This is a genomic window from Bacillus sp. GW821-FHT01G09, assembly GCF_059422205.1.
The window spans coordinates 291,911-314,138 of the sequence record NZ_JBWKWL010000004.1 but is presented as its reverse complement, the minus strand read 5'-3'; the positions used below and the strand labels follow the sequence as shown (position 1 = coordinate 314,138).

The window sequence follows — 22,228 nt, the reverse complement described above, 5'->3', positions numbered from 1 at the left end:
GCTTATTCATCTCCGAATAATCGGATGAATAAGCTGTTTACAACATAGGGATGAGGAAGTATAGTATACGTGTTGCACTATTTATTGAAAGCGTTTTAGCTTTTTACATGAAGGGGGACTTCTTATGAAGGATGTAAGACTGCCAACACTATTCGAAATTATTATTGTACTAGGATCATTTTTAGCACTTGTCATGTCGTTTACAGTCTTTTTAGACTTGCCGATACAGCTCGCGCTCTTCATTTCCTGGTTTATTGCAATGATTCTCGGAATCAGACTCGGTTATTCTTATAAAGATATGCAAAATGCGATTCTGCATGGAATATCAAACGGTCTTGAAGCTGTTCTGATTCTCGTTTCAGTTGGGGCGCTCATTGGAACATGGATCGCCGGAGGCGTTGTGCCGACACTGATTTATTACGGATTAGAATTTATTCACCCTAGTATCTTTTTACTAGCAACATTGATTATTTGTTCAATCATGTCTGTGGCAACAGGAACATCATGGGGAACAGTCGGAACTGCCGGCATTGCCATGATCGCAATTGGAGAAGGATTAGGGATTCCGCTTCCTCTTGTAGCGGGAGCTATCCTTTCAGGTGCATATTTTGGGGACAAGCTGTCTCCTCTGTCTGACAGTACAGTTTTGGCTTCCTCACTATCAAAAGTCGATGTATTGGACCACGTGAGAGCAATGCTTTATTTATCAATACCTGCATATGTGATTACGGCTATTTTATTTACTATTACCGGCTTTATGTACGGCGGGAAAAATATTGATCTTGATAAAGTTGAATTTTTGAAATCATCTTTGCAAAACACGTTTGATATTCATATTTGGATGCTGATTCCGGCTGTTGTCGTCATTGTCTTATTAGCGATGAAAAAGCCGTCTATGCCGGTTATCGTGATCGGTGCTTTGCTTGGCGCAATCTGGGCTGCTGTGTTCCAAGGCATGAATATTGCGGATGCGATTGCCACTGCGTACAACGGATTTTCTATTAAAACAGATGTTGAATTTTTGAACGGCTTGTTAAACCGCGGCGGAATTGTCGGAATGCTCAGTTCCCTTGTCGTGATTATATTTGGTCTTGGTTTTGGAGGCCTGCTTGAGAAACTCGGCGTGCTGAAAGTCATCGTCTCTATGTTTGAAAAGAAATTAACATCTGCCGGCAATGTCACTTTATCTACGCTGATCGTAGCGTTTTTAGCAAACATCTTCGGCTGTGCGATGTATGTATCCCTTATTTTGACTCCGAAAATTATGGAAGACAGCTATGATCGCTTACATCTGGACAGAAGAGTGTTATCACGCAACTCAGAGGTCGGGGGAACATTGACTTCCGGGATGGTTCCTTGGTCTGATAATGGGATTTACATGGCTGGTATTTTAGGTGTTTCTACCTTCTCTTATCTGCCGTTTATGTGGCTCAGTTTTGTAGCAATAGGTCTTGCAATTATCTATGGCTATACAGGAAAATTTATATGGTATACGAAAAACAATACAGTTAAAGCCGAAAAACTAGGCTAATAGGGGAGGATCACTGAATGATAGCGAAACACATGATTCGGACACTGATGATCGAAACGCCTTCGGTTCCCGGAAATCTTGGAAGGGTGGCTACGGCAATCGGCCTTCTGGGCGGGGATATTGGTGAAGTGGAGACGGTAAAAGTCGGACCCAATTACACAATGCGGAATATTACCGTTCAAGTGGAGAATGAAGAACAGCTTCAGGAAGTGATCGCGGCTGTACAGGCCCTCGGAGAAGGGATCAGGCTTCACACCGTATCTGATGAAGTCCTGTCAGCACATGAAGGCGGAAAAATCCAAATGAAAAGCAAAATGCCGATCCGTTCACTGGCAGAGCTGGGACGTGTCTACACACCAGGTGTTGCGGACGTGTGCCGACTGATCGAAAAAGAACCTGAAAAAGCTTCTATTTATACAACGATCAGCAATTCTGTTGCAATTGTAACGGATGGAACCGCAATTTTAGGCCTTGGGAATATCGGCTCTGTGGCTGGCATGCCTGTCATGGAAGGAAAGGCTGCTTTATTTGATCAGCTGGCGGGTATTAGCGGCATTCCGATACTGCTTGATACGAGTGATCCTGAAGAAATCATCAAAACAGTAAAACATATTTCTCCGGGCTTTAGCGGCATCCTTCTTGAGGATATCGGTTCGCCGCATTGTTTTGAAATCGAGGATCGCCTAAAAGAGGAGCTGAACATCCCTGTTATGCACGATGACCAGCATGGTACAGCTGTAGTGACGCTGGCAGCTGCCATTTCGGCATGCAGGAGTGCGGGAGTTGACCTGAAGGAAGCGAAAGTGGGGCAAATCGGCCTTGGCGCAGCAGGCGTGGCCATCTGCCGGATGTTCATGGCTTATGGTGTGAATGCTGTGTACGGAACAGACAAATCAGAGTCAGCAATGAACCGTCTCGAACAATACGGCGGACAGGCAGTTTCCAGTATTGAGGAGCTCATGGAAACATGTGATATTGTCATTGCTACAACGGGCGTTCCGGGTTTAATAAAACCGGCATTTGTACGTTCTGGTCAAGTCATTTTGGCTTTATCGAATCCGAAGCCGGAAATTGAGCCGGAGGCCGCACTGCAGGCTGGCGCCGCATATGCAGCTGACGGGCGTTCTGTTAATAATGTACTCGGTTTTCCGGGGATTTTTAGAGGAGCGCTTAACGCAAAAAGCACGGAGATTAATCATGATATGCTTGTCGCAGCAGCAGAGGCCATCGCAGCCTGTACTAAACAAGGTGATGTTGTCCCTCAGCCGCTTGATTCAAAAGTCCATCATGCGGTAGCAGCAGCTGTTGAGCATGCAGCTCTTACAGCAGTGAAATAAATGTAGCTAAACAGCACCTGGCATAGCAGGTGCTGTTTTTTTCTTATCAGTGTTCAATTTTGTTATCATTACTATGAAAATAAAAAAGGGAGTGATCACATGGCAAAAAGCCAAGCGAAAAAGAAGCGGGAGCATCGATTGAGAAACGGCGGACGTGACGTCTTATTATCAAGAGGCAGCACACCATCTTTCAGCACACATGAAAGAATGACAAAAAGCAAAAAAGTGATTTTGAATAAACGGAAGCATAAGAATCCTTATGATCATACGGCAGTTGATGATAAGGATTTTTTTTTGCCCCAAAAAGCCGCCTAGCATTCGTCTCTATCGTTTCTTTTTGAAAAAGGGCATGTTTTTCTGTTTCTTTCATACAATCTATTAAATCAAATCACTAGAGTGGGCGGGAGGAAACGGTATGCGAAAAATCTCTTATAAGGACATGTTTCTCAGGCATGTCAAAGATCATCTCTCTCTTTATATATTTGTGTCAGTGCTGTTTTTCATGGGTGTCATCTTTGGCGCGATTATTGTCAACAGTATGACGATCAGCCAGAAAGAAGATTTATACTACTATTTAAGTCAATTTTTTGGACAGCTTTCGGATGGAAAACAGGCAAGTTCAGCTGATATGTTTGGGCAAAGTATCTTTCATAATGCAAAGTATTTAGGCCTGATGTGGATACTGGGAATTTCCGTCATTGGGATGCCGATTATTTTCATCATGATCTTTCTGAAAGGGATCGTCGTCGGCTTTACTGTCGGGTTTTTAGTCAATCAGATGGGAGTAAGCGGGTTTTTCCTATCATTTGTCTCCGTTTTGCCGCAAAATGTGCTGCTGATTCCGGCTTATCTCATTATGGGCACATGTGCAATTGCGTTTTCTTTAAAGTTAATCAGACAGCTGTTCGTGAAACGAAGCCTCCATGACGCGCCGATTCAATGGTTCGGGCGGTATGCCTTTGTGCTGCTGGTCATTCTGTTTTTAGCGCTGATCTCATCTCTCTTTGAAGCATACTTATCTCCTGTTTTAATGGAAAAGCTTACATCTAGACTTTTTTAAAATTATTATTAAAAGAAAACCGTTTTATTTATCAGTTTATAATAATTATAGTTGGAACTCTGCGCGTATTTTGTTATAATGAGTCATGGAATGCGGCGTAGGAGGGAAAGACATGGAAAACCGTATTGATCGAATTAAGAAACAACTGCACTCATCCAGCTATAAACTTACGCCACAGCGTGAAGCGACAGTAAGAGTGCTGCTTGAAAACGAAGAAGACCATTTAAGCGCAGAAGATGTATACCTCCTCGTAAAAGAGAAATCTCCTGAGATCGGTCTCGCTACAGTATACCGTACGCTTGAATTATTAACTGAATTAAAAGTCGTAGATAAAATTAACTTTGGAGACGGTGTGTCCCGTTACGACCTTCGGAAAGAGGGCGCAGCTCACTTTCATCACCACTTGGTGTGCATGGAGTGCGGAGCCGTTGATGAAATTGAAGAAGATTTGCTTGAAGACGTGGAAGAAATCATTGAACGTGATTGGAAATTTAAGATTAAAGATCATAGATTGACGTTTCACGGCATTTGCCACCGCTGTAACGGAAAAGAAACTGAATAGACGGTGCCGAGCGCGAACCTTTTCTCATGGGGAAAGGGTTTTTTGCTGTTTCTATGTATAAAACCTTTCTGATTTGGCATATGGTTTATATAACTGGAACCATAGGGAAAGGATCGATTAGGACATGGGAAGATTCCTGAAAACAGCTGTCGATGCATTGAAAGTTTTCATCCTGTTTACCGGTTTTACCGCTTTGTTCTATTATGCTATGATATGGGTGAATCAAGAGTATGAAAACTATCATCGGTATGATAAACCGGAAGGCTCCGCTGTAAAAGTTGTTGAAATGGATCAGGATGAAAAAGGCGGATGGTTCGACCGGTTGATCTTTTTTTACCAAAACGGGGAGTAGATCAAGAGTGAAAGATCAAATAAAGGATTTCATCCACTACGTTATGGTAGAGAGAGGGCTCTCTCAAAATACGATCGTATCCTATGAACGTGACTTGAAAAGCTATTCTCTCTACTTAACAGAAACCCTTCATGTTACAGATTGGAATCACGTTACCCGCATACATATTATCCAATATTTAAAGCATTTGAAGGACTCGGGGAAATCCGGCAAGACATCGGCGCGGCATTTGGCATCCATTCGCTCTTTTCATCAATTTCTGCTCAGGGAAAAAGTAACGGATAAGGACCCTTCCGTTCATATCGAAACACAAAAGACGGAACGGGCGCTTCCGAAGGTGCTCGCACTCAATGAAGTCGAGCGATTATTGGACACGCCTAAGCTGACGAGCCCATTCGGCTATCGGGATAAAGCAATGCTGGAGCTGCTTTATGCGACAGGCATACGAGTCAGTGAAATGATTGAGTTGAAAACGGCAGATGTTCATTTATCTATGGGGTTTATCCGATGCTTCGGCAAAGGCAGAAAAGAACGGATTGTGCCAATTGGTGAAGCCGCCGCTTCCGCCATTGAGGAATATATGACAAAAGCCAGGGGGAAACTGTTAAAGAACAATGTGTCTGACGCCCTCTTTTTAAATCATCACGGCAAACAGATCAGCCGCCAGGGATTTTGGAAGAACCTGAAAAAAATCGCGTTGGAAGCCGGCATTAAGAAAGAGCTGACTCCGCATACGCTCAGGCATTCCTTTGCGACGCATCTGCTTGAGAACGGGGCAGATTTAAGAGCGGTGCAGGAAATGCTCGGGCATGCGGATATATCCACGACGCAAATTTATACGCATGTGACGAAAACAAGGCTGAAGGATGTGTACAAGCAGTTTCATCCGCGAGCATAGCCGCAGGTGGCTGCGGCTTTTTTGTTTAGAGCGACAGAAAATATTGAAGTTTCTCATTATTTCCAAATGCATTGTCAACGGGAATGAAAACGGTTTATACTTGAGTTGTCAGACCTCTTAGCGATACAATAGACGTATAGAAAAAAAGGAGGCTTTCAAGATGCCTGCATACAAATATAATCGTGTGTTTTTAATTGTGATGGACTCAGTCGGAATCGGCGAAGCGCCGGATGCCGCTGACTTTAATGACGAAGGCGCTCATACGCTCGGTCATATTGCCGAGCATATGAACGGATTACATATGCCGAATATGGCAAAGCTCGGCCTTGGTCTTATCGAAGATATCAAAGGTATAGAAAAAACAGAACATCCGCTTGCGTATTATGGAAAAATGCAAGAAGCGTCAAACGGCAAAGATACGATGACCGGCCATTGGGAGATTATGGGTTTATACATTGATAAACCATTTAAAGTGTTCCCGGAAGGCTTTCCTGATGAATTGCTTCAAGAGCTGGAAAAGAGATCTGGCCGCAAAATTATTGGAAACAAGCCGGCTTCCGGCACAGCGATTTTGGATGAGCTTGGTCAGGAGCACATGGAGACAGGGGCTTTAATTGTTTACACGTCTGCTGACTCTGTTCTGCAAATTGCCGCTCACGAAGAGGTTGTGCCGCTTGAGGAGCTGTATCGCATTTGCGAAACGGCGAGAGAGCTGACGCTTGATCCGAAATATATGGTTGGCCGCATTATTGCACGGCCGTTCGTCGGAGAGCCGGGTCAATTCAAACGGACGCCAAACCGCCATGATTATGCCCTTAAACCGTTTGATCGCACTGTCATGAATGAATTGAAAGACAGCGGCTTAGATGTGATTTCAATCGGTAAAATCTCTGATATTTACGACGGAGAAGGCATTACTTCTTCACGCAGAACGGTTTCCAATATGGACGGAATGGACAAGGTGATCGATACGCTGGGAGAAGACTTTACGGGTCTGAGCTTTGCGAACCTTGTTGATTTTGACGCGTTATTCGGACACCGCCGTGACCCTGAAGGCTACGGACGCGCGCTTGAAGAATTTGATGCGCGGCTTCCGGAAGTGTTTGAAAAAATGAGAGAAGACGATCTGTTAATTATTACAGCCGACCACGGCAATGATCCGATTCATCATGGGACTGACCATACACGCGAGTATGTGCCGATTCTCGCTTACAGCAAAAAACATAAGAAAGCGCAAATGCTGCCGCTTGCAGATACATTTGCTGATATTGGCGCAACGATCGCTGATAATTTCCAAACGAATAAACCGAAATACGGGAAAAGCTTTTTATCTTTATTACAATAGGGGGACTGTTTCTTGAAGGACAGAATTGAACGCGCAGCAGCTTTTATTAAACAAAACCTGCCGGAATCTCCGAAGATCGGCCTTATTTTAGGCTCAGGTCTTGGCATTTTGGCTGACGAAATCGAAAATCCGGTCAAGCTGAAATATGAAGACATACCTGAATTCCCGGTATCTACTGTTGAAGGGCATGCCGGACAACTTGTGCTTGGCACTCTTGAAGGAGTTTCCGTCATTGCAATGCAGGGCCGCTTTCATTTTTATGAAGGCTACTCAATGGAGAAAGTCACATTCCCTGTACGCGTGATGAAAGCGCTCGGTGTGGAAGCGTTGATCGTGACAAATGCCGCAGGCGGTGTCAACACTGAATTCCGTGCGGGAGACTTAATGATTATTACCGATCATATCAACTTTATGGGAACAAACCCGTTAATCGGGCCAAACGAAGCTGATTTCGGCGCCAGATTTCCAGATATGTCTTCAGCCTATGATAAAGATCTGTCCAGCCTGGCTGAAAAGATTGCGAGAGATCTTAATATCCCAATTCAAAAAGGCGTGTACACTGCTGTGACAGGACCTTCTTACGAAACACCGGCAGAAGTCCGTTTCTTAAGAACGATGGGCTCTGATGCTGTCGGCATGTCTACTGTTCCGGAAGTCATTGTGGCGAATCATGCGGGAATGCGGGTTCTTGGCATTTCCTGCATCTCTAACGCGGCAGCCGGAATTCTGGATCAGCCTTTAAGTCACGATGAAGTTATGGAAGTGACCGAAAAAGTAAAAGCTGGATTCTTGAAGCTTGTTAAAGCGATCGTCGCTCAGTACGAATAAATATGAATCAATGCAGGACCAAAAGACAGCTGTGACTGATATCACACAGCTGTCTTTTTTTATGCCCAAAATTCGAAACATTTTCCATCAGTGGCGTATAAAACCATCCCGCTTGGAAAAAATAAAAAGGATTATGAAATGGAGGGCTTTTGAGATGAAACGTCTTTTATCCACTTTGTTGATTGGTATAATGCTGCTTACATTTGCACCGTCTGCATTTGCAAAACAAGACGGAAAACGTACATCGGAGCTTGCTCATGAAGCGAAGTCTGCGGTGCTGATAGAACGTGACACAGGAAAAGTGCTTTACAACAAGAACAGCAATGAGAGACTGGCGCCTGCAAGCATGACGAAAATTATGACGATGCTTTTGATTATGGAAGCTTTAGATAAAGGCAAAATCAAAATGAGTGATAAGGTCCGTACAAGCGAGCATGCGGCGTCAATGGGCGGCTCACAGATCTTCCTTGAGCCCGGCGAAGAAATGACTGTCAAAGAAATGCTGAAGGGTATCGCAATCGCTTCGGGAAATGACGCTTCTGTAGCCATGGCTGAATTTATTTCCGGCTCTGAAGAAGAATTTGTTCAGAAAATGAACAAAAAAGCAAAAGAGCTGGGATTGAAAAATACATCCTTCAAAAACCCGACCGGATTGACCGAGGAAGGACATTACAGCTCTGCTTATGACATGGCAATCATGGCTAAGGAATTATTGAAATACGAATCAATTACGAAGTTTACCGGCACGTATGAAGATTACCTTCGTGAAAATACAGATAAAAAGTTTTGGCTTGTCAATACAAATCGCCTTATCAAATTTTATCCTGGTGTAGACGGCGTAAAAACAGGCTATACAGGCGAAGCGAAATATTGTCTGACTGCTTCGGCAAAAAAAGGAAACATGCGGGCCATAGCGGTTGTATTCGGAGCGAGCACGCCTAAAGAAAGAAACGCGCAAGTGACAAAAATGCTTGACTTCGCCTTTAGCCAGTATGAAACGCATCCTTTATATAAACGAAATGAAACAGTAGCAAAAGTAAAGGTCAAAAAAGGGAAACAAAAATTGATCGAACTCTCTACATCTGAGCCGATTTCAATATTGACGAAAAAAGGCGAGGATATGAACGATGTGAAAAAAGAAATCAAGATGAAGGACAATATTAGTGCTCCGATTCAAAAAGGCCAAGAGCTTGGCACTCTAGTTCTGAAAAAGGATGGAGAAGTACTCGCTGAAAGTCCTGTTGCTGCAAAAGAAGATATGAAGAAAGCCGGGTTTATCACATTCTTGAAGCGGACGATGGGAGACTGGACAAAATTTAAGTAATTATGCCGAATGACCACTAGTTTTGTCACGGTGAAGGAATTCATTCCGTCGAAATCGAAACACTCATTATCCGATCATATCAAGGAGGAATGAGCATGAGCCTTGGAATTGACATGAATGTCAAAGAATCTGTGCTTTGTATTCGATTAACAGGCGAACTCGATCACCATACGGCTGAAACCCTGAAGCAAAAAGTGACTCAATCATTGGAGAAGGATGATATTCGCCATATCGTGCTGAACTTGGAGGACCTTTCCTTTATGGACAGCTCGGGGCTTGGCGTTATTTTAGGAAGATACAAGCAAATTAAGCAAATTGGCGGGGAAATGGTCGTTTGCGCTATCTCTCCTGCGGTGAAGCGGTTGTTTGATATGTCGGGTCTGTTTAAAATTATCCGATTTGAACAATCTGAACAGCAGGCGCTCCTGACACTGGGGGTGGCATCATGAAAAATGAAATGCACATTGAGTTTTCTGCCCTCAGTCAGAATGAATCGTTCGCCCGTGTGACAGTTGCTTCATTTATAGCTCAGCTGGACCCGACAATGGATGAACTGACTGAAATCAAAACAGTCGTGTCAGAGGCTGTCACGAATGCGATTATCCATGGATATGAAGAGAACTGTGAAGGGAAAGTTTACATTTCAGTGACGCTGGAAGATCATGTCGTATATATGACTATTCGTGATGAAGGCTTAGGCATTACAGATCTTGAAGAAGCCCGTCAGCCTCTATTTACGACTAAGCCTGAGCTTGAGCGCTCTGGAATGGGCTTTACCATTATGGAAAATTTCATGGATGATGTCAGTATCGATTCATCGCCTGAAATGGGAACAACGATTCGCTTAACAAAGCACTTATCAAAAAGCAAAGCGCTTTGTAATTAAGGAGATTTGTTATGGATGTGGAGGTTAAGAAAAACGGCAAAAACACTCAGCTGAAAGATCATGAAGTAAAGGAATTAATCAAACAAAGCCAAAATGGCGACCAGCAGGCAAGAGACCTCCTCATAGAAAAAAACATGCGTCTTGTTTGGTCTGTCGTACAGCGGTTTTTAAACAGAGGATATGAGCCTGACGATCTCTTCCAGATCGGCTGCATCGGGCTGTTAAAATCTGTTGACAAATTTGATTTAACCTATGATGTGCGTTTTTCAACGTATGCAGTGCCGATGATTATCGGAGAAATCCAGCGATTTATCCGTGATGACGGAACTGTAAAGGTATCACGGTCATTAAAAGAGCTTGGAAACAAAATCCGGCGTGCGAAGGATGAGCTTTCGAAAACACTGGGAAGAGTGCCGACGGTGCAGGAGATCGCTGACCATTTGGAGATTGAAGCTGAGGATGTTGTACTGGCCCAAGAGGCGGTAAGGGCTCCATCTTCGATTCACGAAACCGTTTATGAAAATGACGGAGATCCGATTACCCTGCTTGATCAAATCGCTGACAACTCAGAAGAAAAATGGTTTGACAAAATTGCGCTGAAAGAAGCGATCAGCGATTTGGAGGAAAGGGAAAAATTAATCGTCTATCTCAGATATTATAAAGACCAGACACAGTCTGAGGTGGCTGAGCGGCTCGGGATCTCTCAGGTGCAGGTTTCCAGGCTTGAAAAGAAAATATTAAAACAGATCAAGGTTCAAATGGATCATACGGATGGCTAGTCTGCAGTGCAGGCTAGCTTTTTTATGTGCAAAAGCGTGGTAATTTATGGTCTTTTCGAGCGGATGAATGAGAACAAAATCGAACCACATACTACATATATAACCACCGAAAGATGGTGATCAATGATGGAACGACGAATATTTATCCGGCTTCGCCACCGGGTGCTGGCACATCCAGGGGATATTATTACCGTTGGAGATGCCGCGCAAATAGAAGGGCAGCTTCAGCTGAAAAAGAAACTTTCGGTTATGCCGCTTTATCAGGTGAGCGAAAAAGATAAAAATATCGTAATTCTGGATATCATACAAGTCCTCAGAGCCATTCATTTACAAGATCCGACACTTGATGTTCAAACCGTAGGCGGAGCAGAAACCATTGTTGAAATTCAATATCGAAAGCGAAATTTATCAACGGTTCTATTTATCGGTGTCTGGCTGCTTCTGTTTATTGGATCGTGTCTTGCCATCATGAACTTTCATGAGGATGTAAGCATGAGAGATGTTCATATCGCACTATATGAAATCATAACCGGAGAGAGGAATGACTATCCATATTTGCTTCAAATCCCATACAGCATCGGTTTGGGACTGGGGATGATCGTGTTTTTTAACCACATATTTAAAAAGCGCCTAAATGAAGAGCCCAGCCCGCTGGAGGTTGAGATGTTTAACTATCAGCTTGATCTCGATCAATATGTGGCCATGCATGAGAATCAAGAAACCATAAAGGATCTGCATGATCGTTAGTGTATTGTTCATTATTTTTGTCGGGCTCGGCGGAGGCATAACGGTGGGGGCGGGTTTCGTTGCTTTTTTAACCGTAATGGGAATCATTCCGCGGCTGATGCAGCTCACCAAAACAATGAGATTTGTTCAGGCTTATGAAGCGGCTGTTATTCTTGGCGCGGTTTGCGGGGGATGGGAGACGCTTCATATGAATCATCTTTATCTAACAAAATGGATAGCTGTGCCGGTCGGGCTTCTGGCAGGTTTGTTCGTCGGGATGCTAGCGGCTGCTCTTACAGAGGTTTTAAATGTCCTGCCAATTTTGGCAAAACGAATCGGGCTCAGAAGTAAAATCATTATTCTTTTAATGGCCATCGTGATTGGGAAAATCGCGGGATCCTTATTTCATTGGCTGTACTTTATTGACCATTCATAAGGAGGTTTCAAGATGACAAACATAAAAGAAAATTACAAATCAAAAGTGAAAACATATCAGCCTAAGCCGCCTTACGTCTGGAACTGTGTAAAAGCCTTTTTAGTGGGCGGACTGATTTGTGCAATCGGGCAAGGTCTGCAAAATTTTTATATCCATTTTTTTGATTTCAATGAAAAAACTGCGGGGAATCCAACAGCTGCAACGCTGATATTAATTTCTGCCCTGCTTACAGGGTTCGGCATCTATGACAGAATCGGACAATTCGCAGGCGCAGGTTCAGCCGTACCTGTCACAGGTTTTGCCAACAGTATGGCAAGCGCGGCTCTTGAATATAAAAGCGAAGGATTAGTGCTTGGAGTAGCGACAAATATGTTTAAACTGGCAGGAAATGTTATTGTTTTCGGAGTTGTAGCTGCATACATCGTTGGAATGATTCGGTTTGCTTTTGAGAAACTGATGTCATAGGAGGAGAAGAAAATGAAATTAACAGGAAAGCAAACCTGGGTATTTGAACATCCCATATTTGTCAACTCAGCGGGAACGGCAGCAGGACCAAAGGAAAAAGACGGACCGCTCGGCTCTTTATTTGATAAAACCTATGACGAAATGCATTGTAATCAAAAAAGCTGGGAAATGGCGGAACGGCAGCTCATGGAAGACGCTGTTAATGTTGCGCTTCAAAAAAACAATCTGACAAAAGATGATATTGACCTATTGCTGGCAGGCGACTTGCTGAACCAAAACGTGACGGCTAACTATGTGGCAAGACACTTGAAAATCCCATTTCTTTGTATGTTTGGCGCCTGTTCAACATCAATGGAAACAGTGGCTGTCGCATCAGCCTTAGTTGATGGCGGGTTTGCCAAAAGGGCACTCGCTGCCACCAGCAGTCACAATGCAACTGCGGAAAGACAGTTTCGCTATCCGACAGAATACGGAGGCCAAAAACCGGACACTGCTACCTCCACTGTAACCGGAAGCGGTGCAGTTGTCATCAGTCAGACACCGGGTGATATCCAAATCACAAGTGCGACTGTCGGAAAGGTTTCTGATTTAGGAATTACAGATCCTTTTGATATGGGATCGGCTATGGCTCCGGCTGCAGCTGATACGATTAAGCAGCACTTTAAAGATCTCAACCGGACAGCGGATGATTATGATCTAATCCTGACAGGTGACCTGTCAGGCGTCGGTTCTCCAATCGTAAAAGACATCTTAAAAGAAGATGGATATCCAGTCGGCACAAAGCATGATGATTGCGGGCTTCTGATTTACACTCCGGATCAGCAGGTCTTTGCCGGGGGGAGTGGCTGTGCTTGTTCAGCGGTTGTCACCTACTCTCATATTTTTAAGCAGCTGAGAGAAGGAAAATTAAACCGTGTATTTGTCGTGGCGACCGGGGCGCTGTTAAGCCCGACGATGATCCAGCAAAAAGAAACCATTCCGACTATCGCCCACGGGGTTGTATTTGAGCGTGCAGGAGGTGCATCTTAACATGGACTACCTTTTGGCTTTTGTATGCGGCGGGGCCATTTGTATCGTCGGCCAGCTGCTCTTGGATATTTTTAAATTGACGCCAGCTCATGTCATGACATCATTTGTTGTAATCGGTGCAATATTAGATGGTTTCGGCATTTACGATAAATTTATTGAATTTGCCGGAGGAGGCGCCACCGTTCCGATCGTCAGCTTCGGTCACAGTCTTCTGCACGGTGCTATGCATCAGGCGCATATACACGGATTTATAGGAATCGGCATGGGGATTTTTGAGCTGACCTCGGCCGGTATCTCAGCCGCTATTCTTTTCGCCTTTATCGTAGCTGTTATTTTCAAACCGAAAGGATAATGCTGACATGACGACAAAACGCAAGGTCATACTGGTAACAGACGGGGATGTTTATGCCGCTAAAACAATTGAATACGCCGCAAGCAAAGTGGGAGGTCGATGTATTTCACAATCAAAAGGGAATCCTTCCACCCGCAGCGGCGCCGAGCTTGTCAAGCTGATCGCCTCAGCACCGTATGATCCTGTATTTGTCATGTTTGACGACTCCGGCCTTCAAGGAGAGGGTCCGGGAGAAGCCGCTCTGACCTATGTCGCAACCCATCCGTCTATTGAAGTGCTCGGTGTGATTGCGGTCGCGTCAAAAACACATCAGGCTGAATGGACCAGGGTCGATGTAAGCATTGACCGCAATGGAGAAATAACTGAATACGGCGTCGATAAAGTCGGGGAAAGGGAATTTGATGACCACAGAATGAGTGGAGATACAGTCTATTGCCTTGATAAACTTGATCTCCCGCTTATTGTCGGTATCGGGGATATCGGCAAAATGGGCAGAAAAGACGATATCTCAAAAGGGTCGCCAATCACCATGAAAGCGGTCGAGTTTATTTTAGAAAGGAGCGGGTATCATGCCGGACCACAAGGAAGAGAAAATTCGGGTTTATCGGAATCCAGCTAAAAATGAAGAGTATTTCAAAAACCGTGTCGGGATGGGGACGAGCTATGATGTAGGTGTTCGCAAGCTCACGATTTTAGATAAAGAGATCCAGCTTTACTATCTAAATGGATTATGCGATACAGCCTATATTATTCATTTAATGAGAGAACTTGTTGCCATTAACAATCGGAAAGAAGACCCTGATGAGCTGGTCGACATCGTCGAAAACAGGCTGCTTAACGCCCAGGTCGAAAAAGTAAAAACCTTGGATGAAACCACCGACCAAGTGCTGTCCGGGCTCGTCGCTGTCATTGTTGAAGGTGCAGGTTTCGCATTTATAATTGACGTCAGAAGCTATCCGGGCAGAAACCCGGAAGAACCTGATACGGAAAAGGTAGTCAGAGGAGCCAGAGACGGATTTGTTGAAAATATCGTCGTCAATACGGCCCTTCTCAGAAGGCGGATCAGAGACGAACGCCTTCGAGTCAAGATGACGAAAGTTGGTGAGCGGTCAAAGACGGATTTAAGCATTTGTTATATTGAAGATATAGCTGATCCGGATTTGGTTGAGATCGTAGAAAAAGAAATTGCATCCATTGATGTCGATGGATTAACAATGGCAGACAAAACTGTCGAGGAATTCATTGTTAATCAAAGCTATAATCCTTTTCCGCTCGTGCGCTATACAGAAAGACCGGATGTGGCCGCAAATCATGTTCTAGAAGGCCATGTTATCATTATAGTGGACACATCGCCGAGTGTGATCATTACCCCGACGACTTTATTTCACCATGTGCAGCATGCTGAAGAATATAGGCAGGCGCCTTCAGTCGGGACCTTTTTAAGGTGGGTAAGATTTTTCGGTATTCTTGCTTCTACTTTATTTCTTCCGATTTGGTTTCTCTTTGTGCTTCAGCCTGATCTGCTCCCGGACAATATGAAATTTATCGGTTTAAATAAAGATACGCATATCCCGATCATCCTGCAGATATTTTTAGCTGACTTAGGAATCGAGTTTCTCAGAATGGCTGCCATTCACACACCGACGGCTTTATCGACAGCAATGGGTTTAATTGCCGCTGTTCTGATCGGGCAGATTGCGATTGAGGTCGGCCTTTTTTCGCCTGAGGTGATTCTGTACGTCTCACTTGCGGCGATTGGAACCTTTACGACGCCTAGTTATGAATTAAGCTTGGCAAACAAAATGAGCCGTCTTGTCCTCATGATACTCGTTGCCTTATTTCATATAAAAGGGCTCGTCATCGGATTTACAGTGCTAATTATTGCCATGGCAAGCATCAAATCCCTTCAGACACCGTACTTATGGCCGCTGATTCCCTTTAACGGAAAGGCGCTGTGGCAGGTTCTTGTCCGCACAGCGAAACCTGGCGCAAAAGTAAGACCCAGTATCGTTCACCCCAAAAATCGCTTAAGACAGCCTACCAATTCATAATCGCATTGAAACTGACTGAAGAGTATGATAATGTATGTCTTAATTATGAAGGGACAGTCCATAAAACTGTCCTTTCATCCATAAGCGGAGAAAGAGGGAATGACATTGTTCTTACACGGCACAAGCAGACAAAATCAACATGGTCATTTAGAAATCGGAGGTGTGGATGCTCTCTATTTAGCGGAGAAATATGGTACACCTCTTTACGTATATGATGTGGCTTTAATACGTGAGCGTGCTAAAAGCTTTAAACAGGCGTTTATTTCTGCAGGGCTGAAAGCACAGGTGGCATATGCGAGCAAAGCATTCTCATCAGTCGCAATGATTCAGCTCGCTGAGGAAGAGGGACTTTCTTTAGATGTCGTATCCGGAGGAGAGCTATATACGGCTGTTGCGGCAGGCTTTCCGGCAGAACGCATCCACTTTCATGGAAACAATAAGAGCAGGGAAGAACTGCGCATGGCGCTTGAGCACCGCATCGGCTGTATTGTGGTGGATAATTTCTATGAAATTGCGCTTCTTGAAGACCTATGTAAAGAAACGGGTCACTCCATCGATGTTCTTCTTCGGATCACGCCCGGAGTAGAAGCGCATACGCATGACTACATTACAACGGGCCAGGAAGATTCAAAGTTTGGTTTCGATCTTCATAACGGACAAACTGAACGGGCCATCGAACAAGTATTACAATCGGAACACATTCAGCTGCTGGGTGTCCATTGCCATATCGGATCGCAAATCTTTGATACGGCCGGTTTTGTGTTAGCAGCGGAAAAAATCTTCAAAAAACTAGACGAGTGGAGAGATTCATATTCATTTGTATCCAAGGTGCTGAATCTTGGAGGAGGTTTCGGCATTCGTTATACGGAAGACGATGAACCGCTTCATGCCACTGAATACGTTGAAAAAATTATCGAAGCTGTGAAAGAAAATGCTTCCCGTTACGGTTTTGACATCCCGGAAATTTGGATCGAACCGGGCCGTTCTCTCGTGGGAGACGCAGGCACAACTCTTTATACGGTTGGCTCTCAAAAAGAAGTGCCGGGTGTCCGCCAGTATGTGGCAGTAGACGGAGGCATGAACGACAATATTCGTCCTGCGCTTTACCAAGCTAAATATGAAGCTGCGGCAGCCAACAGGATCGGAGAAGCGCATGACAAAACGGTATCAATTGCCGGAAAGTGCTGTGAAAGCGGAGATATGCTGATTTGGGATATTGACCTGCCGGAAGTAAAAGAAGGCGATCTTCTTGCCGTTTTTTGTACAGGCGCTTATGGATACAGCATGGCCAACAATTATAACCGTATTCCGAGACCCGCCGTTGTATTTGTCGAAAACGGTGAGGCTCATTTAGTCGTGAAGCGAGAAACATACGAAGATATTGTAAAACTTGATCTGCCATTTAAAACGAGTGTAAAGCAATAAAAGAAAGCGCCGATTTTTCGGCGCTTTTCTTATTTGAATATAGATACAATCGCATTCCAGATAGATACGAAGAAATCAATGACTTTCTGGATGAAGTTTTTGCCTTCATCTGATTCTATGAATTTCGTAATCTTATCTTTCGCTTTATCTAGCTGGTCACTGACCTGTCCCCAGTCAATGTCAGCGTTTTTCATCTTATTGAATAGGGAGACAAGCTGGTTCTTTTGGCTGTCAGTAAGTGTGACGTTTAAATCAGAAGCTGCGTCATCCACTTGTTTTTCGATGTCAGCTTTATTATCAGGCACCCCGTTTTTAGCAAACTCTTCTTTGATTTTTGCAATCAGGGCTGCCGCATTTTCGTTACCGATTTTGTCTCCAAGCTCTGATGTCGTGACAAGCTCTTGGTTGGCGACCTGCTTAACATCCTCCGAGATCGCTTCGTCTGAAGAAACTTCATACGCCTTAATCAATCCAGTTAAAGCCGCAGTCCCGGATACTTCAAACGGTGCTGTAACATACACCTTCGCATCTTTAACACCGGCTGTCATCAGTGCATTCAGGTACATTTCATCTGTGATGCCGCTGATATTATGGGTCTCAACATTCAATCCGGAGCCTTTTTTGGCAATGGTGATTGACGATGAAGAAATCGCTCTCGATCCGATTTGCGCGTTCGATATATATTTTCCTAAATATTCATGTTCTTCCTTATTGGTCACGGTTACCGTTGTGGCATTATCAGGGACATTCATTTCATCAAGCACTTTTTGTTTGTCGGATTCTGACAAATCAGCACCAAGTGTTACAATGACATCTCCAACTGCGGCATCCGCGAGACTGACCTTCGGAACCGTCAGCAGCAAAACGGCCGCTGCCAGCATTCCAATCCAAATTTTCTTCAAAGCAGTTTGACCTCCTTCAATTTCACAAGCAGCTGGATAGTGCTGCTTTGTGAGGACCTGAATCATGAAAAATACAGTTCCGTTAGGTTAGACGGAGATAAAGAGATTCAGGTTTCATTTTTATTTTTTAGTAAAGCCGGGAGATTCGTTTTCCCCCGAAAGGTGTGGTATAATAGCCGCGACAAGGAGAGACAGGCTATAACCTATCATACATAATCTCCTTTGAAAATTAAAATAAAGAAAGTAGGCATACAATTGAAAACAGGTTACTTTTTATTAGAAGACGGGAACAAAATTGAATTTGAACTTTATCCTGAAGCTGCACCTGGAACTGTCGCAAACTTTGAAAAGCTTGCGAACGAAGGCTTTTATGACGGGCTTACATTCCACCGAGTGATTCCTGGCTTCGTCAGTCAAGGCGGCTGCCCGCACGGAACTGGTACTGGCGGTCCGGGATACACAATCAAATGTGAAACAGAAGGCAACCCGCATACACATGAGGCGGGCGCACTTTCTATGGCACATGCCGGAAAAGACACTGGCGGCAGCCAATTTTTCATCGTTCATGAGCCACAGCCTCATTTGAACGGTGTTCACACTGTATTCGGTAAAGTAACAAGCGGATTAGAATTCGCGAAAAACATGTCTAACGGCGATGTAATGAAAGAAGTTCGCGTAGAAGGCTAATTGGCAGGCAAAAGGCTTCCTCATATAGAGGGAGCTTTTTTATTGGGTAAAAATGTTCAATAAAAAACCGCCGAGTGCTGATGGCGGTTGGCAAAACCAGGTGTTTAGTTAGTGAGACATCGCAAGCCCCCGTAATGAATAGATTAAAAAGTTTTGGTGACGTTCTGATCAGTAAATTGATGATTAATCATTTTAGCCTTGCTTACAAAGTTATTTTCAAAGACAATTCCTGTGTTTAAACCTCCGGAGCCAAACACAGATTTTGACAAAGTTAAAGGCCTGATCATAAAAGCGCCGCCTACGTTAATTACACTGTTCCCGGAAACGTTGTTTATATTAATAGGATAATCAATCATACTATCAAGTCTCCTTTCATATCATTCTATTTTTTATATGTATTAGTGCTAGAGTTGATTAGCGTAAACTTATCGGCAAAAATATTTAGGAGATGCCTGTTTTTATTGATTTATAAAATGCTCGAAAAAAGCGCCTCCTTTATAGCTTCCGGAAGCCCAGCTACCTGTCTATTCTTTTAACTACTCTGAATGCGGCAGCTGCTTTTCTGGCGAATGTAATAGGATCATCCTGTGCTGACTCAAAGTGCATATACATTGCACACGGCTCACTAAATAACCAGTGGTTATGCAATGCAGTAATCGCCATACGCCGCTATCCTAGTTCGGTGAGCAAAGAATTTACCTCTTCATGTAAGAAACTAAGTGAAATACTTTACCATTGCGAACCTCAAACGGGAAAAATGGGGAATGGCCAAGGAATGAGGTAGGCAAACAAACACCTGACTCGGTGGCAGAACGAACTGCCCAAAATTTTGGCAAACTCCCTGCGTATCTTTTGTTTCCTCCCATTTCATGCTGTTGCTCCTCCTTGTCAAAAAAGAATGTATGAGTGACGAGTATAGGAGAGAAGATCCCGCCATAGACAATGTTGTTGGACGACTGAAGGTGAAATTGTGCTGATTATACAAAAAGTGGATTGGGAATGATAAAAGGACAAAAAAGTTTAAGGAGAATCACATGCAAGTTTTGACGGGGTTGCTCGAACAGTACGGATATGCCGTCTTGTTTATTGTCTTGATGTTAGAGCTTCTAGCTTTACTTGGACCGGGAGAGTTTGCCGGTGTTCTCGTGTTTCAAGAAAAGTTAAACTGGGTGCTAAGCATGTTAGCGGCCGGATTGGGGAGCTGTGCGGGAGTAAGCATGTCGTATTGGATCGGGTATAGACTGGGCCCAGCTGCAATTCAGAAAGCTTTTGCGTCGAGAGGTGTTCTGTTAGCCGTTATTGTTCTAACTTTTTTTTGGACGGTATTCAAAGGGCAAGACCGGAAAATCGAACTCTCTTTCTCCTAGTCGTTGGTGCGAGAGCTTTATGAAGAGGGAATTAGACGGCTCTTTCATTCCCTTCATCCTGTTCACGCTCCTTTGGAAAGTCATGTATTATATCCATTCCCGAGCGAACAGACTTTAACGGCATTTGTCATTTTTGGTTTTTGTGCTTATCTTTTTGTTCGTCATTCTCATAAGGCGCGTCTGCAAACTGTTGCGTTTTTTTGTTGATTATCGTTTTATTCCTCATCGGGCTGAGCCGTGTGTACTTTAATGAGCAGTATCCGAGTGATGTTGCTGCGGGTTACGCCTTCGGCGGTGTTTGGCTGAGTTTGAATGTTTTGGTCATGGAGCTTTTCCGTTTCTCCAGAAGATTTACCAAGCTGAGAAACGAACCCAATTAGTATGTAATCAAAATTAAGTAAACTTTAAAGTAGTACGGGTCATTGGGATTGATATTTTGTAGTAAAATAAATCAAACAAACGTGATGTAATGAAAAGGAGATCGCGATATGAACAACAAAGGCTGTATAAAATGCGGCAGTACTGAAGCCGGACAAAAAGAAATAGCTACAACCGGCACGGGATTATCAAAGCTGTTTGACGTGCAGCATAACCGATTTCTAGTGGTTTACTGTAAGAACTGCGGATATTCAGAGTTTTATAATAAAGAGTCTTCAACTGCCGGGAATATATTGGATTTATTTTTTGGAAGCTGATCCATGTTTTTTTTCGAGCTTGAATGATTTTTAACATATCATGAAAGCAAAAACGGGATGCGGTTATCACCTGTGAAATAGGTTGCTGCAAACATTCCAGTAACCTTTATGACGTGAATTGTTTTTTGTCAAGTGCCATGGGTATCATGGATTGGGGGATCAATGGAATGCAGTAAATGAACAAACTGCCCGTAACCTCATGCTTTATATACGATCTAAAGATTTTGCATATGAGAACTCTCTTTCTTCTGAGTCCATCGCTTCTGAATTATGCGATTCATTTCTTTCAATATTTTCAGGCCTAGTTATGATCGACAAGAAAAAATAGGCATGATGTGGGTAGAAGATGAAGATTAACAGTTTGTAAAATCACTTCAATGGTCCTAATGGGATTTTTTTTCGATTCGTGATAACATAAATTGAAGACCGTTGTTTATTGGAGGAAATCAGTTGAAATCAGAAAATGTTTCGAAGAAAAAATCAATATTAGAATGGGCAAAAGCAATTGTGATTGCTGTCGTTCTTGCTTTGCTCATTCGCAACTTTATTTTTGCGCCGTATGTCGTTGATGGTGACTCTATGTATCCTACACTTCACAACCGTGAAAGGGTCTTTGTCAATATGACAGTCAAATACATCGGCGAGTTTGATAGAGGAGACATCGTCGTGTTAAACGGAGATGATGTTCACTATGTCAAACGTATTATCGGCCTTCCCGGCGATACGGTTGAGATGAAAAATGACCAGCTCTATATCAACGGGAAAAAGGTGGACGAACCTTATTTGGCGGCTAATAAAAAGAGAGCGAAACAGGACGGTTTTGACCATTTGACCGATGATTTCGGCCCGGTTAAAGTGCCTGATAACAAGTATTTTGTGATGGGCGACAACCGTCGGAATTCAATGGACAGCCGTAACGGTCTTGGCCTCTTCACGAAAAAACAAATTGCGGGTACGTCAAAGTTTGTTTTCTACCCGTTTAACGAAATGCGCAAAACAAATTAGGATCAAGCAGTTTCCCATTGGGGCTGCTTTTTTTATATCTTTTTTACGGTCATCCCCTAAAAACAGAACATAAATTCGTATATCTATAGAAAAGAAATTTTTGCAGAAATGTGAAACATATTCCCGTTATGCATCGTTATATTAATAATTTACGAGAATTTACGGTTTTTTATTCATGAAAAAAAG

At 43.5% G+C, this 22,228-nt stretch carries 28 protein-coding genes and 2 pseudogenes; 26 read left to right on the top strand and 4 right to left on the bottom strand.

Annotated elements, in window-relative coordinates:
• Positions 1-124: 124 nt before the first annotated feature.
• From mleN to lysA, 21 genes are all read left to right on the top strand, one after another.
• Positions 125-1,531 carry a malate-H+/Na+-lactate antiporter MleN gene (gene mleN, locus AC07VD_RS15195; protein WP_032726072.1) on the top strand — a complete coding sequence of 469 codons (1,407 nt, stop codon included), beginning with the start codon at positions 125-127 and terminating at the stop codon, positions 1,529-1,531.
• 17 nt (positions 1,532-1,548) lie between these two features.
• A complete protein-coding gene (locus AC07VD_RS15190) occupies positions 1,549-2,868 on the top strand; it encodes an NAD-dependent malic enzyme (protein WP_004398731.1) in 1,320 nt (439 codons plus the stop codon).
• Between the two features lie 99 nt (positions 2,869-2,967).
• Complete coding sequence (brfA, locus tag AC07VD_RS15185; protein ID WP_124058532.1) at positions 2,968-3,183, top strand: ribosome rescue factor BrfA; 216 nt, start codon at positions 2,968-2,970, stop codon at positions 3,181-3,183.
• 100 nt (positions 3,184-3,283) lie between these two features.
• Positions 3,284-3,928, top strand: coding sequence for a stage II sporulation protein M (gene spoIIM / locus AC07VD_RS15180; RefSeq protein WP_004398593.1), 645 nt, complete (start codon positions 3,284-3,286; stop codon positions 3,926-3,928).
• A 112-nt stretch (positions 3,929-4,040) separates the two neighbouring features.
• Positions 4,041-4,490 (top strand): ferric iron uptake transcriptional regulator, encoded by a 450-nt coding sequence (gene fur / locus AC07VD_RS15175; protein WP_003223972.1) that lies wholly within the window; start codon positions 4,041-4,043, stop codon positions 4,488-4,490.
• A gap of 124 nt (positions 4,491-4,614) precedes the next feature.
• Complete coding sequence (locus AC07VD_RS15170; RefSeq protein ID WP_003230440.1) at positions 4,615-4,842, top strand: YqzK family protein; 228 nt, start codon at positions 4,615-4,617, stop codon at positions 4,840-4,842.
• Between the two features lie 7 nt (positions 4,843-4,849).
• Positions 4,850-5,740 (top strand): site-specific tyrosine recombinase XerD, encoded by an 891-nt coding sequence (xerD, locus tag AC07VD_RS15165; protein ID WP_004398985.1) that lies wholly within the window; start codon positions 4,850-4,852, stop codon positions 5,738-5,740.
• A 160-nt stretch (positions 5,741-5,900) separates the two neighbouring features.
• Positions 5,901-7,085, top strand: coding sequence for a phosphopentomutase (gene deoB / locus AC07VD_RS15160; protein ID WP_163189996.1), 1,185 nt, complete (start codon positions 5,901-5,903; stop codon positions 7,083-7,085).
• Between the two features lie 12 nt (positions 7,086-7,097).
• Positions 7,098-7,913, top strand: coding sequence for a purine nucleoside phosphorylase I, inosine and guanosine-specific (locus AC07VD_RS15155; protein WP_015714207.1), 816 nt, complete (start codon positions 7,098-7,100; stop codon positions 7,911-7,913).
• A 154-nt stretch (positions 7,914-8,067) separates the two neighbouring features.
• On the top strand, positions 8,068-9,237 hold the full coding sequence (gene dacF, locus AC07VD_RS15150; protein ID WP_024572758.1) for a D-alanyl-D-alanine carboxypeptidase DacF: 1,170 nt from the start codon (positions 8,068-8,070) through the stop codon (positions 9,235-9,237).
• 95 nt (positions 9,238-9,332) lie between these two features.
• On the top strand, positions 9,333-9,686 hold the full coding sequence (gene spoIIAA / locus AC07VD_RS15145; RefSeq protein WP_004398633.1) for an anti-sigma F factor antagonist: 354 nt from the start codon (positions 9,333-9,335) through the stop codon (positions 9,684-9,686).
• The gene (spoIIAB, locus tag AC07VD_RS15140) at positions 9,683-10,123 is read left to right on the top strand and encodes an anti-sigma F factor (RefSeq protein WP_014477237.1); all 441 of its coding nucleotides are present in this window, start codon (positions 9,683-9,685) and stop codon (positions 10,121-10,123) included. Before spoIIAA ends, spoIIAB begins: the two co-directional genes overlap by 4 nt.
• A gap of 11 nt (positions 10,124-10,134) precedes the next feature.
• Positions 10,135-10,902 (top strand): RNA polymerase sporulation sigma factor SigF, encoded by a 768-nt coding sequence (gene sigF, locus AC07VD_RS15135; RefSeq protein ID WP_494721818.1) that lies wholly within the window; start codon positions 10,135-10,137, stop codon positions 10,900-10,902.
• Positions 10,903-11,028: 126 nt separating this feature from the next.
• Positions 11,029-11,649: a stage V sporulation protein SpoVAA gene (gene spoVAA / locus AC07VD_RS15130; protein ID WP_212130248.1), complete on the top strand. Its 621-nt coding sequence runs from the start codon at positions 11,029-11,031 to the stop codon at positions 11,647-11,649.
• Positions 11,639-12,064: a stage V sporulation protein SpoVAB gene (spoVAB, locus tag AC07VD_RS15125; RefSeq protein ID WP_003230463.1), complete on the top strand. Its 426-nt coding sequence runs from the start codon at positions 11,639-11,641 to the stop codon at positions 12,062-12,064. Before spoVAA ends, spoVAB begins: the two co-directional genes overlap by 11 nt.
• Positions 12,065-12,076: 12 nt before the next feature.
• A complete protein-coding gene (spoVAC, locus tag AC07VD_RS15120) occupies positions 12,077-12,529 on the top strand; it encodes a stage V sporulation protein AC (protein WP_003223947.1) in 453 nt (150 codons plus the stop codon).
• A gap of 12 nt (positions 12,530-12,541) precedes the next feature.
• A complete protein-coding gene (gene spoVAD / locus AC07VD_RS15115) occupies positions 12,542-13,558 on the top strand; it encodes a stage V sporulation protein AD (RefSeq protein WP_003230465.1) in 1,017 nt (338 codons plus the stop codon).
• A gap of 1 nt (position 13,559) precedes the next feature.
• A complete protein-coding gene (gene spoVAE, locus AC07VD_RS15110; protein WP_003230467.1) occupies positions 13,560-13,910 on the top strand; it encodes a stage V sporulation protein AE in 351 nt (116 codons plus the stop codon).
• A 7-nt stretch (positions 13,911-13,917) separates the two neighbouring features.
• Entirely contained in the window at positions 13,918-14,529 is a 612-nt protein-coding gene (gene spoVAEA / locus AC07VD_RS15105) for a stage V sporulation protein SpoVABEA (RefSeq protein WP_003230469.1), read from the top strand.
• Complete coding sequence (spoVAF, locus tag AC07VD_RS15100; protein ID WP_003230471.1) at positions 14,480-15,961, top strand: spore germination protein SpoVAF; 1,482 nt, start codon at positions 14,480-14,482, stop codon at positions 15,959-15,961. The genes spoVAEA and spoVAF overlap by 50 nt, the downstream gene beginning before the upstream one ends.
• A gap of 105 nt (positions 15,962-16,066) precedes the next feature.
• Positions 16,067-17,386 carry a diaminopimelate decarboxylase gene (gene lysA / locus AC07VD_RS15095; RefSeq protein ID WP_129092866.1) on the top strand — a complete coding sequence of 440 codons (1,320 nt, stop codon included), beginning with the start codon at positions 16,067-16,069 and terminating at the stop codon, positions 17,384-17,386.
• Positions 17,387-17,415: 29 nt separating this feature from the next.
• On the opposite strand, the gene AC07VD_RS15090 is transcribed toward lysA, so the two are convergent.
• The gene (locus AC07VD_RS15090; protein ID WP_014480169.1) at positions 17,416-18,288 is read right to left on the bottom strand and encodes a DUF1002 domain-containing protein; all 873 of its coding nucleotides are present in this window, start codon (positions 18,286-18,288) and stop codon (positions 17,416-17,418) included.
• Positions 18,289-18,543: 255 nt separating this feature from the next.
• On the opposite strand from AC07VD_RS15090, the gene AC07VD_RS15085 reads away from it, so the two are divergent.
• Positions 18,544-18,975 carry a peptidylprolyl isomerase gene (locus AC07VD_RS15085; RefSeq protein WP_003223931.1) on the top strand — a complete coding sequence of 144 codons (432 nt, stop codon included), beginning with the start codon at positions 18,544-18,546 and terminating at the stop codon, positions 18,973-18,975.
• Positions 18,976-19,118: 143 nt separating this feature from the next.
• Here AC07VD_RS15085 and AC07VD_RS15080 read toward each other — a convergent pair whose 3' ends face one another.
• Together AC07VD_RS15080 and AC07VD_RS15075 are read right to left on the bottom strand one after the other, a co-directional pair.
• Positions 19,119-19,331, bottom strand: a complete 213-nt coding sequence (locus AC07VD_RS15080) for a spore germination protein (protein ID WP_003230479.1) — start codon at positions 19,329-19,331, stop codon at positions 19,119-19,121.
• 160 nt (positions 19,332-19,491) lie between these two features.
• Positions 19,492-19,638 (bottom strand): DUF1259 domain-containing protein, encoded by a 147-nt coding sequence (locus AC07VD_RS15075; protein ID WP_128737992.1) that lies wholly within the window; start codon positions 19,636-19,638, stop codon positions 19,492-19,494.
• 371 nt (positions 19,639-20,009) lie between these two features.
• On the opposite strand from AC07VD_RS15075, the pseudogene AC07VD_RS15070 reads away from it, so the two are divergent.
• From AC07VD_RS15070 to AC07VD_RS15060, 3 genes and pseudogenes are all read left to right on the top strand, one after another.
• Positions 20,010-20,215 (top strand): annotated as a pseudogene (locus AC07VD_RS15070) (hypothetical protein).
• A gap of 366 nt (positions 20,216-20,581) precedes the next feature.
• Positions 20,582-20,722: a lipid A 1-phosphatase gene (locus tag AC07VD_RS15065; protein ID WP_254491086.1), complete on the top strand. Its 141-nt coding sequence runs from the start codon at positions 20,582-20,584 to the stop codon at positions 20,720-20,722.
• A gap of 108 nt (positions 20,723-20,830) precedes the next feature.
• Entirely contained in the window at positions 20,831-21,037 is a 207-nt protein-coding gene (locus tag AC07VD_RS15060; RefSeq protein ID WP_217018322.1) for a zinc ribbon domain-containing protein, read from the top strand.
• Here the strand turns inward: AC07VD_RS15060 and AC07VD_RS15055 are convergent.
• A pseudogene (locus AC07VD_RS15055) lies at positions 20,980-21,221 on the bottom strand (hypothetical protein). The gene AC07VD_RS15060 and the pseudogene AC07VD_RS15055 overlap by 58 nt on opposite strands.
• A 266-nt stretch (positions 21,222-21,487) precedes the next feature.
• Here AC07VD_RS15055 and sipS point away from each other — a divergent pair.
• Positions 21,488-22,042, top strand: a complete 555-nt coding sequence (sipS, locus tag AC07VD_RS15050; protein WP_003246166.1) for a signal peptidase I sipS — start codon at positions 21,488-21,490, stop codon at positions 22,040-22,042.
• The last annotated feature ends 186 nt before the right edge of the window (positions 22,043-22,228 follow it).

Excerpts from the sequence above, each read along its gene's own strand:
- mleN (WP_032726072.1), top strand. The coding sequence starts at position 125 with ATGAAGGATGTAAGACTGCCAACACTATTCGAAATTATTATTGTACTA.
- AC07VD_RS15190 (WP_004398731.1), top strand. The coding sequence starts at position 1,549 with ATGATAGCGAAACACATGATTCGGACACTGATGATCGAAACGCCTTCG.
- brfA (WP_124058532.1), top strand. The coding sequence starts at position 2,968 with ATGGCAAAAAGCCAAGCGAAAAAGAAGCGGGAGCATCGATTGAGAAAC.
- spoIIM (WP_004398593.1), top strand. The coding sequence starts at position 3,284 with ATGCGAAAAATCTCTTATAAGGACATGTTTCTCAGGCATGTCAAAGAT.
- fur (WP_003223972.1), top strand. The coding sequence starts at position 4,041 with ATGGAAAACCGTATTGATCGAATTAAGAAACAACTGCACTCATCCAGC.
- AC07VD_RS15170 (WP_003230440.1), top strand. The coding sequence starts at position 4,615 with ATGGGAAGATTCCTGAAAACAGCTGTCGATGCATTGAAAGTTTTCATC.
- deoB (WP_163189996.1), top strand. The coding sequence starts at position 5,901 with ATGCCTGCATACAAATATAATCGTGTGTTTTTAATTGTGATGGACTCA.
- dacF (WP_024572758.1), top strand. The coding sequence starts at position 8,068 with ATGAAACGTCTTTTATCCACTTTGTTGATTGGTATAATGCTGCTTACA.
- spoIIAA (WP_004398633.1), top strand. The coding sequence starts at position 9,333 with ATGAGCCTTGGAATTGACATGAATGTCAAAGAATCTGTGCTTTGTATT.
- spoIIAB (WP_014477237.1), top strand. The coding sequence starts at position 9,683 with ATGAAAAATGAAATGCACATTGAGTTTTCTGCCCTCAGTCAGAATGAA.
- sigF (WP_494721818.1), top strand. The coding sequence starts at position 10,135 with ATGGATGTGGAGGTTAAGAAAAACGGCAAAAACACTCAGCTGAAAGAT.
- spoVAA (WP_212130248.1), top strand. The coding sequence starts at position 11,029 with ATGGAACGACGAATATTTATCCGGCTTCGCCACCGGGTGCTGGCACAT.
- spoVAB (WP_003230463.1), top strand. The coding sequence starts at position 11,639 with ATGATCGTTAGTGTATTGTTCATTATTTTTGTCGGGCTCGGCGGAGGC.
- spoVAC (WP_003223947.1), top strand. The coding sequence starts at position 12,077 with ATGACAAACATAAAAGAAAATTACAAATCAAAAGTGAAAACATATCAG.
- spoVAD (WP_003230465.1), top strand. The coding sequence starts at position 12,542 with ATGAAATTAACAGGAAAGCAAACCTGGGTATTTGAACATCCCATATTT.
- spoVAE (WP_003230467.1), top strand. The coding sequence starts at position 13,560 with ATGGACTACCTTTTGGCTTTTGTATGCGGCGGGGCCATTTGTATCGTC.
- spoVAEA (WP_003230469.1), top strand. The coding sequence starts at position 13,918 with ATGACGACAAAACGCAAGGTCATACTGGTAACAGACGGGGATGTTTAT.
- spoVAF (WP_003230471.1), top strand. The coding sequence starts at position 14,480 with ATGCCGGACCACAAGGAAGAGAAAATTCGGGTTTATCGGAATCCAGCT.
- AC07VD_RS15080 (WP_003230479.1), bottom strand. The coding sequence starts at position 19,331 with ATGATTGATTATCCTATTAATATAAACAACGTTTCCGGGAACAGTGTA.
- AC07VD_RS15075 (WP_128737992.1), bottom strand. The coding sequence starts at position 19,638 with ATGGCGATTACTGCATTGCATAACCACTGGTTATTTAGTGAGCCGTGT.
- AC07VD_RS15060 (WP_217018322.1), top strand. The coding sequence starts at position 20,831 with ATGAACAACAAAGGCTGTATAAAATGCGGCAGTACTGAAGCCGGACAA.